General features: G+C 43.9%; 13 protein-coding genes. 5 read left to right on the top strand and 8 right to left on the bottom strand.

Annotation, left to right across the window (positions count from 1 at the left end; translation table 11 throughout):
- The first annotated feature begins 35 nt into the window (after window positions 1–35).
- Entirely contained in the window at window positions 36–641 is a 606-nt protein-coding gene (locus IE164_RS12495; protein ID WP_229838666.1) for a MiaE family protein, read from the top strand.
- 161 nt (window positions 642–802) lie between these two features.
- On the opposite strand, the gene IE164_RS12500 is transcribed toward IE164_RS12495, so the two are convergent.
- The 3 genes from IE164_RS12500 to IE164_RS12510 form a co-directional block, all read right to left on the bottom strand.
- Window positions 803–1,084 (bottom strand): hypothetical protein, encoded by a 282-nt coding sequence (locus tag IE164_RS12500; protein ID WP_189630566.1) that lies wholly within the window; start codon window positions 1,082–1,084, stop codon window positions 803–805.
- Window positions 1,085–1,139: 55 nt separating this feature from the next.
- Window positions 1,140–2,234, bottom strand: coding sequence for a serine hydrolase domain-containing protein (locus tag IE164_RS12505; RefSeq protein ID WP_189630567.1), 1,095 nt, complete (start codon window positions 2,232–2,234; stop codon window positions 1,140–1,142).
- 154 nt (window positions 2,235–2,388) lie between these two features.
- Entirely contained in the window at window positions 2,389–3,297 is a 909-nt protein-coding gene (locus tag IE164_RS12510) for an alpha/beta fold hydrolase (RefSeq protein ID WP_229838668.1), read from the bottom strand.
- Between the two features lie 128 nt (window positions 3,298–3,425).
- Between IE164_RS12510 and IE164_RS12515 the strand changes: the two genes are divergently transcribed.
- Entirely contained in the window at window positions 3,426–5,357 is a 1,932-nt protein-coding gene (locus IE164_RS12515) for a TlpA family protein disulfide reductase (RefSeq protein ID WP_189630569.1), read from the top strand.
- A 74-nt stretch (window positions 5,358–5,431) separates the two neighbouring features.
- Here IE164_RS12515 and IE164_RS12520 read toward each other — a convergent pair whose 3' ends face one another.
- Both IE164_RS12520 and leuS read right to left on the bottom strand, forming a co-directional pair.
- Window positions 5,432–6,055, bottom strand: a complete 624-nt coding sequence (locus IE164_RS12520; RefSeq protein WP_189630570.1) for a YdeI/OmpD-associated family protein — start codon at window positions 6,053–6,055, stop codon at window positions 5,432–5,434.
- 907 nt (window positions 6,056–6,962) lie between these two features.
- Window positions 6,963–9,746, bottom strand: a complete 2,784-nt coding sequence (leuS, locus tag IE164_RS12525; protein WP_189630571.1) for a leucine--tRNA ligase — start codon at window positions 9,744–9,746, stop codon at window positions 6,963–6,965.
- Between the two features lie 224 nt (window positions 9,747–9,970).
- Here leuS and IE164_RS12530 point away from each other — a divergent pair, with 224 nt between their 5' ends.
- Window positions 9,971–10,225, top strand: a complete 255-nt coding sequence (locus IE164_RS12530; RefSeq protein WP_189630572.1) for a hypothetical protein — start codon at window positions 9,971–9,973, stop codon at window positions 10,223–10,225.
- Between the two features lie 85 nt (window positions 10,226–10,310).
- Here the strand turns inward: IE164_RS12530 and IE164_RS12535 are convergent, their stop codons facing one another.
- Complete coding sequence (locus tag IE164_RS12535) at window positions 10,311–11,765, bottom strand: hypothetical protein (RefSeq protein ID WP_189630573.1); 1,455 nt, start codon at window positions 11,763–11,765, stop codon at window positions 10,311–10,313.
- Window positions 11,766–12,096: 331 nt separating this feature from the next.
- Here IE164_RS12535 and IE164_RS12540 point away from each other — a divergent pair, with 331 nt between their 5' ends.
- Complete coding sequence (locus IE164_RS12540) at window positions 12,097–12,849, top strand: Imm49 family immunity protein (RefSeq protein WP_189630574.1); 753 nt, start codon at window positions 12,097–12,099, stop codon at window positions 12,847–12,849.
- Window positions 12,850–12,987: 138 nt separating this feature from the next.
- On the opposite strand, the gene IE164_RS12545 is transcribed toward IE164_RS12540, so the two are convergent.
- Window positions 12,988–13,647 (bottom strand): outer membrane beta-barrel protein, encoded by a 660-nt coding sequence (locus IE164_RS12545; protein ID WP_189630575.1) that lies wholly within the window; start codon window positions 13,645–13,647, stop codon window positions 12,988–12,990.
- Between the two features lie 216 nt (window positions 13,648–13,863).
- Window positions 13,864–14,517 carry a hypothetical protein gene (locus IE164_RS12550; RefSeq protein ID WP_189630576.1) on the bottom strand — a complete coding sequence of 218 codons (654 nt, stop codon included), beginning with the start codon at window positions 14,515–14,517 and terminating at the stop codon, window positions 13,864–13,866.
- Window positions 14,518–14,704: 187 nt separating this feature from the next.
- On the opposite strand from IE164_RS12550, the gene IE164_RS12555 reads away from it, so the two are divergent.
- Window positions 14,705–15,409, top strand: a complete 705-nt coding sequence (locus tag IE164_RS12555; RefSeq protein ID WP_189630577.1) for a DUF4197 domain-containing protein — start codon at window positions 14,705–14,707, stop codon at window positions 15,407–15,409.
- Window positions 15,410–15,613: the final 204 nt, after the last annotated feature.

Genomic DNA, 15,613 nt, shown 5'->3' on the forward strand with positions numbered 1-15,613 from the left:
TTTTGAATATGAATGGCTGGCTTTACCTTTGCGGCATGTCCGAAAAATTCACCAACCATATGTTAGGGCTTCAGTTGCCCACCGACCCGCGTTGGGTCAATATTGCTCAAATGAATATTGAAGATATTTTGGTAGACCATGCCTATTGCGAACAAAAGGCAGCATCTTCCTGTATTTCGCTTATTGTGCAATACCCAGACAAAAAGGACTTGGTGGATATGATGACCCCGGTGGTGGCTGAGGAGTGGAGCCACTTTGAGCGTGTAATTGAGCAGCTCAACAAGCGCGGCATGAAGTTGGGCAAACAGCGAAAGGACGAATATGTAATCAGGCTCCAGGGTATTCTTAAGAAAGGTGGAGGCCGGGAAGAGCAACTGGTAGAAAAACTGCTCATGAACGCCCTTATTGAGGCCAGAAGTTGCGAGCGGTTTAAGATGCTACACTTGCATATTGAGGACGAAGAACTCAAAAAATTCTACTATGAACTAATGGTATCGGAAGCAGGGCACTACAAAAACTTTTTGAGCCTGGCTAAGTCGTATATGGGTGAAGAGTATGTATCGAAACGCTGGAAAGAGTTTCTTGTAGAGGAGGCCAAAATTATTGAGTCTCTGGAAGTGAGAGGGGATAGGATGCATTGAGAAATATGTACTTAAGACTGTGGCCTCCGGTTCATTTGACTCTTTGACAAGCTTTCACTTTTATCAGGTACCCGATGAGTATGACGGGTTTTGCAACCCACGGTTATTTAAGCAAAAATGTTTTGCGGTAAGCCAGGCTTTTAGACCGTTAACTATCCTCCTTATTTTAAAGCTGCTTTGGCCATTCGCTTGGCTTCTTTTCGGTCAATCCCACTGGCTATTAGCTCCATCTGCTTTTCGTTTTCATCCTGATATTCAGGGCGAATGTGATGTTTTACTCCACCCTTTTGATCTTTGGCTCTCTTTATAGCGTTCTTTTTCTTGCCCAATTGAATCACTCCTCCGGGAATACTTTTGGTTTGAATGGGTTGGCTGTTTGTTGAGACCCGGTTGGCCGCAGACCTGCTTTCGGTAGCTTTTTCTTTGTTGAGGTGTTGTTTCATAGGTTCTTTTGGAGATATACCAAAAAGAAGAAAAGGTTACCCTTGCCAAAGGCTTTCAATGCCTTACGGCTGGTAAAATAAGGTTTTGCATCAGGGCAAATGGTGCCTTGTCTGCCTCACTATTGTATGCCCCACCGGTAAAAACGGCAATAAGCTCCAGGCTGGGGAAAATCATAATGTACTGTCCGCCATTGCCCGTGGCCATAATAGAATGGATGGTTTGGTTATTTACCTTGAAAGGAATGGACCACCAGAAGTAGCCATAGTCCATGCCGGTAATTTTGACGTTGGGTTTAGTGGCTTCGGTAAGCCATTGTTTCGAAACCAATTGTTTACCATTCCATTGCCCATTATTAAGTACCAGTTGACCGATTTTTGCCATATCGCGAGAGGTCATGTATAGGCGTTTTGCAGATGGTATGACCTGCTTTTTGCTGGTGTGCCCCCAAAAGTAATGGTCTATTCCCAACTCATCGAAAAGATATTTCTTGGCAAATGAATCGATAGACATGCCTGAAGCCTGGCTTATGATTTCGGCTGTTAGTATTGACCCCATTGAACAGTAAGCGGCTTTTTCGCCAGGAGTATTAATTAACGGAAGGTCTAAAGTGTATTGAATGATGTCTTTTTTTCGGTACACTTTATCTTCTTGCCCGAGGGAGTTTTTGTCCCAATCGTTGCAATCGAGTCCGCTCGACATGGTGAGCAAATGCCTGATGCTGATTTGCTGTTTTTGAGCAATCGAATTTTTCTCAGGTGCATGGCTTTTCAGGTAGTCGAATATGGAGTCGTCTATACTTTTTATGAACCCTTTTTCTACAGCAATGCCCATGAGAATGGCTCTTATGCTTTTGGTAGTTGAGCGAAGGTCATGTGGATTTTGGCGCGTACCTTCGCCAAAGTATTCTTCTAGTACAAGGCGGTTGTTTCTAACCAGAACGATGCTGTGTATCTGATGCTCCTGAGCTCTGAGGCTATATAACATTTTATAGATGGAAGCCGTGTCTATACGCTGTTCGCTTAAACCGGAGGTTAACCAACCATCATGGTTTAAGGTTTGGGGTGGTGTATACAGGTGAGTGTTTTGTGCAAAACCAACCTGCGCTAAAAGCAGGCAAAAGATTATTAGTGTGCGGTTAAGTAGGACCATGAGTGCTGTTTTGGCTAGCAAGTAACTCCTTGTGATTCAAATGCCAGTCATTGTTGGCGTTAATGTTTTCAAAAAGCCCAATTGAGGCCTGTATATTATGCTCTTTTAGTCTTGTGAGTGAAAGGCAGGTTACACCGTATTTATCCGGGGCGGTCTATTTTAGGTTACTCAAAAAACTGCGTATTTCATTAAAGTAGGTTTCAGGTTGCTCCAACCAACCGTAGTGGCCGCAATTGTTCAGCAATACCAGTTTTGAGTGGGGCAGGAGTGCGTGAGTTTTTTCAGCAATAGACTTTGGTATAATATCGTTGGTGCCCTGTAAAATGAGCACAGGCTGACTGAAATTTTGTAAGCCCGGTTTACAATCAAAACCCATGGATTGCATATTGCGATGGATAATGCCATTCACTTCCATATTGCCCTGAGTCAAACGGAGGCCAATGGCATCTATGTCTTCCTTTCTGTCATGGTATAGATAGGCGGGTGCCAGGTTTTTGGCTCTCTCCAGTCGGGCATGGAATGAGGTGTCACCGTTGCTGATTTGCCTGCTCCAGTAATTGAATCGCTGCCTTTGCTCATCATTCAAATGGCCGGGAATATCTAAATCATCGAAGGCCTCCAAGTCTATGCCACCAGATGAGGAGAGGATTAAGCCCTTTACCCGACTTGGATGTTTGGTGGTATAATAGGAAGCCAACATGCCACCAAAAGATTGCCCAAAAACTACCCATGATTTTACACCGAGGTGTGTACGTAATGTTTCAATATCTTCGACCAGTAAGTCCATACTCATACTTCGTTCACTAACTATGTCGATTTTAGATTTCCCCGTGCCTCGTTGATCGTATATAATGGTCAGGCAATTTTTACCTAGCTCAGCAGCCAGATCAGCGAATCCTTCACTGCTCATTCCCGGACCACCGTTTATGATCAATAAAGTGTCCGGACCGCCACCAAATGTTCGGTAATACATGTGGCCATTGGGTAAAGAGATAGTTCCTTCTACCTGAGAGAATAGGTTGAAGCTTAGAAGTAGTAAAGGTAGGATCAGACATCTTTTCATATTCATCACCACTTATGGAGCGTTTCTGGCTGAAGGAATTTGATAACAAAGCAATCTTAATTCTAAATCCTTGATATTTAAAGTAATAATTATTTAGTTTAATAACTAAAGATTTAATTCAACTAGACATGAGAATAAGACTTTACCTTCTATTGCTTCTTTTATCTTTTGGTTTTTCCAAAGTACAGTCTCAGAGTATTCAAGAAGTAACGGGGCGATGGTACTCAAGCAATGGAACAAATGAACTCCAATTGTTGCTTTCAGAAAAGTATGCACTTTACAAGGCCGACTTCTGGGACGTAGTGGAGTTTAGTAACGGTAAGTTGCGCTTAAGGAATCAGGAAGGGGAGACTGAATTGAGCCTGAGAAAGAACGGGAACAGAGGTGTTTTAACCGCAAATAGAGTGTCATTACCTGTACAAAATTATAAGTCTACTAACATTTCGAGCAGAGAGGTGGGGAAGACAGATGTGAGTAAAGATTTTTTCAAGAAAGACCAGGTAGTGTTGCAGGGTATAGTGATACCTAAAGATACAATGCCTCTGACCATATCTATTATTTATAATCATGCCTTTAGTGAAGGGCAGAAGAAGTTTGTAGAAGAAGTGGATAGCGGGGGAAAATTTAAGATTATATACCCACTTGAATATCCGCAATCAGTAATGGTGAGCGTTGGTGATGCCTTTTTTTACTATTTCTCAACACCGGGAGCTAAACAGGCCATGGTAATTGATGAAGCTTCATTTAAGGGAAGCTGGACTACCGCTAAAAAGTTAGATTTTATGGGCGATTTGGCCGCTGAGAATGAAGAGTTTCGCTTGCTGCACCCTGAATATATGAAGATCAGAAACTATGAGGAGAATGATAGTCTTCAGAAAACCCTGGATTCTGATGCTTACCTGGAGTATAGACTACAGCTTTGGCAGTCGCATCATCGGTTCTATGAGAGCTACTTCGACTCAATTCCTACAAGTTCGTTCATAAAAGATTATAGTTTACGCGATGTAAGAACCTACGCAGCCGATGATCTAAGAAGATATATATGGATGCACAATCTTGGTAAAAATGGAGGAAGAATTGAGGCGGTAGATGTGTCTGATGAGTATTTGGATAAAGTGGTGAGCCTGATGCCTGATGAGATCGGTGACCTGATGACCGATAACTATGCCAATCTTACGCGGGAATTTACCATGGCCGCAATGCCAAAGGAATACAAAGCTATCCATGATCGCAGTTTGAAGTACGTGTATGAGTTTCTATCAAACCAAAGCCTAAGTGAAGAAAACCGTGGCATCATAAACGAATGGAAAGAGAAGGAAAGGAGCAGGAAAAATACTTTCGGAAACCTGTCTTTTAAAGGAGATATAAAGCCCATATTCGAGTCTTATAAGGAAGATATTCTTGATATTCAGAGAAAGGTGAGATGGGATCACTTGATATCGAAGATTGCAGGGTTGAGTACGGTTCAAAGGTCTAGTATTGTGGCCACCTACGTTAACATGAATTTTACTACCAAGGGGTTGCAGGTGCCCGACTACATCCAGGCAAAGTTGGGTGGTTTAAACCTGGTGCCCTCGGTTCTTGAAAGTATTGAGCAGAGCATTGCGGATTTTGAAATTTTGAAGAATGCCAGGTTTGTAGAAGGGGTAGAGATTGCTGAGTCTTCTGACAACATCTTAAGAGAGCTTAAGGAGAAGTACAAAGGCAAGGTGGTTTATATTGATGTGTGGGCCACCTGGTGTGGGCCATGCATAGGAGAGTTCTCTAACATGAAGCGGATTAAAGAGAGCAAGATTAAAGATGTAGTTTATGTTTACCTCTGTGCCCAGTCTACCAAAAAGTCTTTTGATATAATGGTGAAAAAGCATGAGCTCGTTGGTGATAATTATTTCCTCAATGAGGAACAGTATCAAAAGTTGGATAAGGAAGTAGGGATCACGGGCTTTCCTACTTACTTAGTAATTACCAAAGACGGAAAGCTGGTTAGAGAAGGCATTAAGCGTCCCAGTGCCGGGGAAGGTTTGGTAAGGCAGCTTCAGGAATTTTCATCGAGAAAATGAAATTGAAAAAATAGTGATGACATTATGCTGTTAGCGGCATGGGCTATGGCTCATTAGGAGTAGGCGCAGGCCGGTTACCGATCAAAGAATCCTTTGCCATCCATAATTTTGGGTATGAGCTTTTCGATTCGGGCTAAGCGTGTTTTTGATTGCTTGGGTTGAGAAAAATGAATGATGTAACCTCTTTGTCTGCCCGGAGTGAGTGCTTCAAAAGCTGTTTTCAGTTCGGGCATATCCTTAAACTTGGCCTGCAATTCGTCAGGATAGTCTAAGTGGTCTTTGGCTTGCATGTCTACTTTGAGTCCTTTCTTTTCTACCTCAATGGCTTCAAACAAATAGAGCCTGATAGAGTCTTCTGCCTGTAGTATCTGTTCAAGGTTAGTAAACTTAAACAAGCGGGCTGCTTGAGAATTGGGGCCGGGCTTCTCAAGCATTTGATACTTGTCTTTCAACAGAGCGCCTTTGAAAAAGCTCAGAGAGCAGTAATCTTTAAATGCGCTGATCATGGCCACGTTGGCACCGTGGTAGGTGTAGCAAGGTACGCCCCATTTGCTTTCTTCGGTCAGACCACATTCTAACGCAATGGATCGTAGTTTTTGCAGTTCTTGGCTCCACTGGTGCACCTTACAGTCGGGGGTTCCTCCCAGCGAACATCGGCCACAGCCTTCTGCAAGGTATTGGTCAACATTTGTGGTCATTCGCATCATTATTCATTCTTAATTTTACCGGGTGACCTAAAGTACCAAGATGCTGTGGTCAAAGCAAGAGCAATTGCATACGCCTATTTGGGTGAATGTTCAGGTGGAATTGGGTATTTGACAGGCCCTTCGCTTTGCTCAGGGTAAAAAAGAGGGTCAGTAGTAGAGGCAGGCCTTTGAGGTACCCGTTTTCATAGAACCTAACCACCATCAGAATCTCTCGCCAGAAGACTCTGATGACTTCATTTCTCAACATCCCCTTTAGGGTATACTGAAGGCGTGGGTTATTTATCCAGATGAAGCCTGTTTTTCCATCCCGACCGCAGCGGAGGGATCTGCTTGGTAATCTATAGTGAAGTCTCTCATAGGTGTGCTGAAAAGATTATTCAACGAGTGTCCTCCCTCGCCCGAAGGGCACCCCCTCCAAGAAGTGATTTACTAGAAAAAGGCATTTAACGGAATGTTCAATTGAAAAACACTAGATATGTTGCTCTTCAATCTAGCAGAGGCCATTCCCTCTTTTCGAAAAAGGGGGAATGGCCTACCTGCCGGTAGGCAGGGGGGATTAGAACAACCATATTTCATTATTTGAAAAGCCAATCCTCCCAACCTCCTTCGCCAAGGAGGAGTGTCCTTGCAAACATCGTTAGTCTGAATTCCATAAAGGTGCCACTTACTGTGAAATTACTTCCAAGACGGGGATAGTATCCCTGCTAACCATGAGCCTGCACCAAAAGAAAACCCTGAGCTGCTTTACAATTCAGGGTTTTAATTTTTAGTTATCAGACCACCAAGTCAGGTGCAAGACCGTTGGAGATTCTTTCGGTCGCTTATTCGCCTTTTGGCTCATCGGCTTCCTCAGAATGACGCGCTAAAACAGGCTTCCGCAGTATCATGACTTTGAACTTTAAACAACAAGGTTCACAATCTTCTTCGGTACGACAATCACTTTTTTGGGAGACTTGCCTTCTAACCATTTTTGCACGTTGGCATCGGCCAGAGCAGCGGCCTCTATTTCGGCTTTGTCAAGGTCGGCCGAGAGTTGCAGTTTGGTTCGCATTTTACCATTCACCATTACAGGGTACTCAATGTCATCTTCCTTCAGGTATTCTTCTTTGTACTGAGGGTAAGGAGCATCGATTATACTGGTTGTATGGCCTAGAAGAGACCAAAGTTCTTCGGTAATATGCGGGGCGTATGGAGAAATAACCACCAGCAGATCTTCCAGAATCGCTCTTTTGTTGCATTTCAAAGCAGAAAGCTCATTCACGCAGATCATGAAAGTAGACACTGAGGTGTTGAAGGAGTAGCGTTCAATATCTTCTTCGGCCTTCTTAATGGTTTTGTGCAGTGACTTCAGCTCATCTTTGCCTGGTGCAGTATCCGATACTTCAAACTCACCACGGTCATTGTGAAACAATCTCCAAAGCTTGCCGAGGAACTTCTTTACACCGTCAATGCCGTTGGTGTTCCATGGTTTGAATTGCTCCAAAGGCCCAAGGAACATCTCATACAAACGAAGGGTGTCCGCACCGTATCGTTCAATGATATCGTCCGGATTCACCACATTGTATTTCGACTTGGACATTTTTTCAATTTCCCAGCCGCAGATGTATTTGCCGTCTTCCAAAATAAATTCGGCATCGGCTAGGTCTGGCCTCCAGCTTTTGAAAGCTTCAATATCGAGCTCATCATTGCGAACAATGTTCACGTCAACGTGCATTTCTGCCACATCGTAGTCTTTCTTCAAACCCTTAGAAACGAATTTATTTTCGCCTTTCAATCGGTAAACAAAATTCGATCTTCCCTGAATCATTCCCTGGTTGATGAGCTTTTTGAAGGGCTCCTCCTGATTGACATGTCCCAGGTCGAACAAGATCTTATTCCAGAAGCGGGAGTAGAGCAGGTGACCTGTAGCATGCTCTGAGCCGCCAATATAGAGGTCTACATTTTCCCAATATTCCTGAGCTTCTTTGCTTACAAATGCTTCTTCATTATGCGCATCCATGTAACGGTACCAATACCAGCTGGAACCGGCCCAACCCGGCATTGTGCTTAGTTCAAGCGGATAAGCTTCAGATTCTCCAGCCGGAGTGTAGGTAAAGTTTTCGGCTCTGCCCAGTGGTGGGTCGCCATCTTCTGTAGGGAGGTATTTGTCAATCTCCGGAAGAATGATCGGCAAATCTTTTTCGTCTACCAGATAAGGAATATCGTTTTTGAAGTACACCGGAACCGGCTCGCCCCAATAACGCTGACGGGCAAAAATAGCATCTCTGATGCGGTAGTTAATCTTGCCTTTCCCAACGCCTTTTTCTTCCGCAAATTCAATGGCTTTGTCTATGGCTTCTTTACAAGTAAGGCCATTTAGGAAGCCGGAATTAATCATAATGCCATCTTTGGTTGGGTCGGCCTGTTCGCTAATGTCAGCATCTTTAATTACCGGAACTATCGGTAAGTCGAAGTGCTTCGCGAAGTCATAATCTCTTTGGTCGCCACAAGGTACGGCCATAACAGAGCCTGTTCCATAACCGGCCAATACATAGTCGGCCACCCAAACGGGTACTTTTTCACCGTTGAATGGGTTAATGGCATAGCTTCCCGTAAAAACTCCTGAAATGGTTTTCACATCGGCCATTCTGTCTCGCTCAGAACGAGTAGCTGCCTGGGCCACATAGGCTTCAACCGCTTCTTTTTGCTCGGGTGTAGTGAGCTGGGCGGTTAACTCGCTTTCAGGCGCCAACGATAGGAAAGTTACTCCAAAAATAGTGTCGATGCGGGTGGTAAATACCTCAATCTCAATGTCGGAGTTTTCTACCTGAAACCTCACCTCAGCCCCTTTGGATTTGCCAATCCAGTTGCGCTGCATTTCTTTCAGTGGTTCGGGCCAATCAACAGAGTCCAAACCTTCCAGCAGGCGTTCGGCATAGGCCGTAATACGCATGCTCCACTGCTTCATTTTCTTTCGGATCACCGGGTGGCCTCCTCTTTCTGAAAATCCGTCTTTAACCTCATCGTTAGAGAGTACGGTACCTAGTTCAGGACACCAGTTAACGGCTGTTTCCGAAAGGTAAGTGAGGCGATATTTGAGCAACATGCGCTGCTGCTCTTCTTCGGTCCAGCTATTCCATTCCCCGGCTGTAAAGAGAGGGGTGTCATCATCGCAGGCTGCATTTACCTGAGCATTGCCCGACTCTCTAAAAATAGCTGTGAGTTCATCGATACTTCTTGCTTTGGCCAGGTCATGGTCGTACCAACTGTTGAATATTTGCATGAATATCCATTGCGTCCACTTATAGTATTTAGGGTCGCAGGTTTGTACTTCTTTGTCCCAATCGAAAGCAAAGCCTATGTTTTCCAGCTGTTCTTTGTATCGCTCAATGTTTTGGCGGGTAGTTACGGCAGGGTGTTGCCCGGTTTGAATGGCGTATTGTTCGGCCGGAAGCCCAAAGGCATCGAAGCCCATTGGGTGCAATACGTTAAAGCCTTTGTTTCGCTTATGGCGTGTAACAATATCGGTGGCTATGTAGCCCAGTGGGTGGCCCACATGAAGCCCGGCTCCGGAAGGATAGGGGAACATGTCCAGAGTATAAAACTTGGGTTTGCTCTTATCTACCGAAGCTTTGAACGTTTGGTTTTCTCTCCAGTACTTTTGCCATTTAGGCTCAATTTGCTTGTGATTATAGTCAGCCATTGCCGTTTAACCGATTGTTCTTAATTAAGCCTGCAAAATTAGTGTTTTTCAAGCCTTAGAAAACGGTTTTTGGGAATATTACACGTTACCGGGATGGTCATTCCTAAGAAGACAGTAATCTCCTGAACAAACGGCCCGCAGAGGGAGGTCTCAGGCAAGGAGGAGATGCTATGAATACGTATTATTTCAAAACACCTTTTATATTTAGCGTTTAAACACAAGCTATGTTCGGACTATTCAAGAAAAAACCAAAAGAGCCAACAGCTCCCAAGCTGCTCGATCTTAATAACAACCCTATTGTAGAAGGTTCTGTGGTGAAGTCGTTGAGGTACGATTTGGGCGAGTGTACTGTGGAATTAGATGGTCTTGAATATTTTTATGTTTCGAAGAAAAACGGAGAGCGTGTGAGCTATACAAAAATGGTTGATGCCATTACCGAAAACCAAAAAGTACTATTACTTACTGAAGAAAAGGAATAATTGGCTTTAGGCCTAAGAAATAGAAGAGGTGTCCCGGGTAATTTCAGGGCACCTCTTTTTGGTTGTTGTTTTGATTGTTGATGTATTAATAGTAAGTGTAGTTCACGGTTTCTATGGCTTGTCCCGATCTGGCCAGGCGTTTAGTGGCTTTGCCTTCGTTGTCAAACTCATAGCTTATGGAGTAGCTTAAATCATGTCCATTTTCTACCATGCGGAAAGAAGAAGGAAGGTTTCTTTGGGCATTGATGGTAGGAATTACCTCTACCGCGCTAAACTTGTTGCTCACATTGAGGTAGTGCTCATAGTATCGTTCCGAAATTAGGGTTGGGTCTTCACTGCCCTGTCCGGGTGAATAGGTTAAGTGAGCATACAGGTTACCGTTTTCATGGTATAAGTACAACATAATGATAGACTGAAGATAGGTGCCGTTAGATTGTAAGGTGTACTCGGCAAAACCGGCTACATTTCCGGCCTGATCGTAGTCGTAAACTCTGTATGATTTTACTACTCCATGATTGATAACTTCCGAGCGGGTAATTCGGCCGTTGGTCTGATAAAATATCTCATCGATGCCTGGATATTGGTTAATCTTCTCAATTAACCCGTTGGCAGCATAGGTGTATGTGTCAACTCCTCTCAGCGGTTGGTGGCTGCCTCTTTCCCAGTATACCTTGCTCACACGGCCTTGCTGATCGTATTCATAGGTTTTTGTGCTACTGAAGTTGCCAGCCGAGGAGGTGAAAGATTTGGCCATTCCTTTCAATTCATTGTCTATTAGCTCCAGTTTGGTGCTTCTTTTTTCACCAATGGCGAAGTTGCCTTCTACCTGGGTAATGGTGAACATAACCTGGTCGTGACGGTTAAAAAGGGCATCATCAGCTACGCTTACTTCAAAAGAGGCTTCTGTTTGACCTTGGGCAATGATTAGCTCCAAAGTACCGGTGCCGCTCATGGCCGGAGTAGTGCTAAACTGTTGGGTAGCCAATAGCTGTTCCAATTCCAGAGTTAGTTTTCCGTTTTGTGTAGCTCTTTCAGAGAATAGAATTTTTACGATGGCCGACTGGCTTTCTTCTACCTTGGCTATAGATACCTCAAAATTGAGTACTGTAGGCTGCGTGTTGGCCTGGTCGTCATCGGAAATACTCACCTGAATACTTGACTTACTGCCTAACTGTAGCCCGTTAGTTGCACTCAACAAGGTGAAACCAATGGTTCGGTCGGCATTAACCAACTCATCGTTGGTTGGCTTAAACACTATTTGTGTTTCCGTAGTGCCTTTGTCAATGTTCAGTTCAATCTGATTATTGATTGTTGCGGGCACTGTGGTAAAAGCGGCTTCCTGACTGTTGGTAACCTGCACTTTTACGGTAGATGCCTCACCGGCAGGTTTGTCTAGTTTTAAACTGATGATGTTTTCTCCAGAACCTTCGCTTACCGACAGGTTTTGTACGAAAGAAATGCTTGCTGGAGTTTTCTGGGGTGCTAGTTCCGAATCATCATTGGCACAAGCGTACAGGCTAGCCATCACTATGATAGCCATACCTTTTTTCAAATACGTTCTCATTGAAAATAAAAAAGTGTATTTGAGGTGTTCTGCGACAGTTGTCTATTTTGAGTTTTTGACCTGGCTCAGTTCGACCTCGGTGCTGCTTTTACAAATCCGGTGCCAAAAAATTCACAAACTTTAACAGTTTAGAAAAAAAATAAAATGGCCGGGAGTTTATTGCCAGGTGTGAGGGGTTAAGTCATAGTAATTCAGTGTGTTAAAGTTTTTTTAAGAGATGGGGGCTTTGGTAATTAGTAACTACGATAACTTCCGAAGCGGATAAACATAAAAATGAATCGGTACTACTTAATTTGGGGAGGTAAAAATGGATTATCGCAAGCGACTTATTGAAGTACATCAAGAATATGAGAAGAAAGAGCAGGACTTGGTAGAACAGTCTTTGAATGAGCACTTGCTACAAAACCGTGTGAGGGCAGGTTTTTTTTATTTAAACGAAGATGAGGCATTGTATCAATATAGGGTGGAAGGCAATATAGCGGCTGCTAAGCAACACTTTTATACCTGTGGCCGATGCGATGAATATATGATTAAGACCTATGGTTATCAACGACTAAGTGCAGGGATTAGGCACATTGGCTACGCCTTTCTGAGCGATTGCAAGCCACTGATTGAGCGGTATGCATTGCTTAGTGATAGTGCCTTTGAGGTACAAAAAAGAAAAGGCCACCCGGTGTATTGTGTGCAACTGGCTTTGCTCAATAAGCTCGATGAGTTGGAGAAGCAAGTGGCTCTTTTAAAAGAAAAAGCCTCCAAAAAGACCAATAAATGGCTGCTTCCGGATGTAGGCTTTTTTGAAGGCCTGCTGGCTGCTGATGAAGAGCAGATGGTAGAAAGTCTGATGCAGCTTCTCAAACCCGGGCTGCACAATAAGTACAATGCCTTTTTCATTTTACAAAAAGACATACTCTCTTTCCCAGCGGTTACCTATACTAAGCTGGCGGCCTTAAAAGGGTATGACCTGGCCATTGAGCATGATCTGGTGCCTAAAGACTTAATCAAGGTTAATCCTAACCCGGTGTATACCGATCCCTATCATTTTCTCAAAGAAAACGGATGAAAGTTGTTTCTAATGGTGTCCTTACGAATGGCGGGTAGAAGACATATATTATGGAAACTGGTGCAGTTGGTGAGATAATAAGATTTTAACCTATTGTAAATGTTTGTGAATTAATGTTCGGGTTTTAGTCTTTGTTCGTTAAAGCGAGTATAAGAATCCCAGCTGAAAAGCATTGGTACGCAATCGGTTTGGCTCAGAGTCGCTATAATGGTATCGTACTACCTCACCCGAATATACCGTACTGAGGCTCGCCCTATAATTATATTTTAGCTCTGCCCGTAGGGTGTTGTTTAATTTGTAGCTGGCTCCCAGGGCAAAAGAGGCTTCCATGTATGCGCTTCTGTTTTGGTTCAGTTGGCCATCACTGACTAAAAAGTGATTGTATAGGCCAACCTCTGCTATTGGAGATAGTCTTGATTGTTTTGGTTCGTAGCGAATAAGAAAAGGAACGGAAAGGTAGCGCTGCTCTACTCGTCTGTATTCAGGCACAATTAGCGCGTTGAATAGGGTATGGCAAAACCCACACTCTTTGAAAGAAGTAATGTCTTTTTGAGCATATAGGAGTCTTGATCGAAAACTGAACGAAGAGGAGTTGGAAAGCAAATTGGCAGTTATGCCCATGGAGAAGTTGGATCGGTCTCTGACAATCCGATCATAAAAGTTGGTTCCGGCATCTTTGAGCAAGCCGCTGCCTTCTATATTTTCTGTAGATAGCTCAATGCCCAATTCAATTTTTGGAGTTTGTGCCGTTAGGCCTAGGGCTACCAGTAGCCCGACACAGGTTAGTAGTTTCTTCATAGGAGTGTAGTTCTCCTGTGTAGACAGTCAATGAAAGCAATTGGTTGGAAATGAAAAGGATAAACCTATTAAAAACGCAAAGAAAAACTGTCTCTGAATACTTCAACTGGACCAGCCCGGAAACTCTCACATAGCCCCTTTAGAAAGTACTTTGGTGAAGTAAGGAACGAGGTTCTGAATTTTTCAGAGACAGCTTTTAAATCAATGTCCAAGTGGCTACATAGGTACAGGTACTACCAGATTTACTTGAACAGTGCCACCTCTTTCAGACCGTTGAACATTGCAAATTCGTTCGGTTTGAGCCGGTCCCAAGGGGAGTGAAGGGCAAGGCTTGGCACCCACTAAGCGAATACAGTCAGTACAGTTTACCGGGTAAACTCCGGGGTTACCGGAATTTTCCTGCAAGCCTCTGTTGTAAATAGTGGTGATGGGCGTGTTGTCTGAGCCATAGGCCCACCCGGCATCGGCATCCACTTTCATTTCAATAAAGCAATTTACTCCGTTCACACAGCTAATGTCTATGGCCTCAGCACAAGGAATGTTGGGGTTCAGTGTAAATTCTGCAATGTTAGTGCCCGTTTCTCCATGATGAAAACCGGCATCGGGCACAGGGCATTGAGGTTCTATGTAGAAACCGATGTTTCCGCTAAAGCATTTGCCTTTGGGGTCAAAGTTTTGAGTGGCCTTTGAGTCTAAGGTAAACTTACCCATGAGTTGGTTTACTTTGGTCAGAAAGGGAAAGTCGCTCAGTCCGCATGGGGTGGGGCAACATTTGTTTTGGCTGTTTTGAGCAGCAAAAGTTACGTAAACCTCTACGGCTTCATCCGATCCGTTGTATACGGACAATTGTGTGTAATCTGATTTGGTCATGATATGTGAGTTAAGTGTTAAGTAAGATTAGTGACAATAGGCGGTGTTTAAAACCGTAGAACTACTGGGTTTTAAAAACGCGTATAATTCAAAGAAGTAAGTCAGTGCCTATAGCTGTGGAAAAAAAGGCTCTGCTCGATCCAACTTTTGGCCCCTTTTGCGTTACCTGTTATAAAAACACAAGCATATGAGAAATCTCTACTTTATGGTACTGGGTCTGTTCTTGTTTAGCTGTTCTTCACAGGCCCAGGTTCTTCAAAAAGCCAAAGGACTACTGGGAGGCGATGCGGCTTTTACCAAAGAAGAAGCTGCCAACGCACTCAAGCAGGCTTTGGAGCAAGGCACCACAAAAGGGGTGGACTTGCTCTCGCAGATGGATGGGTATTTCAAAAATCCTGAGATTAAAATTCCGCTGCCTCCCGAAGCGCAGAGCGTTGAGCAAAAATTACGTTCAATGGGATTGGAAAAACAGGTAGACCAAGCGGTGGAATCGCTAAACAGAGCGGCAGAAGACGCGGCCTCGGAAGCCAAGAATATTTTCATTGCGGCCATTAAGGCACTTACAATTCAAGATGCCATCAATATAGTAAAAGGCGAAAAGGATGCGGCTACACGTTTTCTGGAGCGTGAAACTTCGGCCGAACTCACGCGAAAATTTAGCCCCATTATAGAGAACAGTCTGAACAAAGTAAATGCCACGAGGCACTGGGAAGATGTGTTTAATACGTACAACAAACTACCCCTGGTGAAAAAAGTAGAGACTGATTTAACAGCCTATGTGACACAAAAAGCCATAGACGGACTCTTTGTAATGATAGCTAAAGAGGAATTGAACATTCGACAAAATCCGGGAGCCAGAACTACAGAGTTGCTAAAGAAGGTGTTTAAGTAGCGGTTAGTCTAACTAACCTCGCAACACCCTGAGTGTCTCCTGAAAGGGTCACTGAGCACCAGCGTATAGCACATCAGAGTCCTCTAGCGAGAGACTCTGATGGTGGTTAGGTTTTATGAAAACGGGTACTTCAAAGGCCAGCCTCTACTACTCGCCCTCTTTTTACCCTGAGCAAAGCGAAGGGCCTGTCAAGTACCTATGCCA

Source organism: Roseivirga thermotolerans, assembly GCF_014653175.1.
GTDB classification, from domain to species: domain Bacteria; phylum Bacteroidota; class Bacteroidia; order Cytophagales; family Cyclobacteriaceae; genus Roseivirga; species Roseivirga thermotolerans.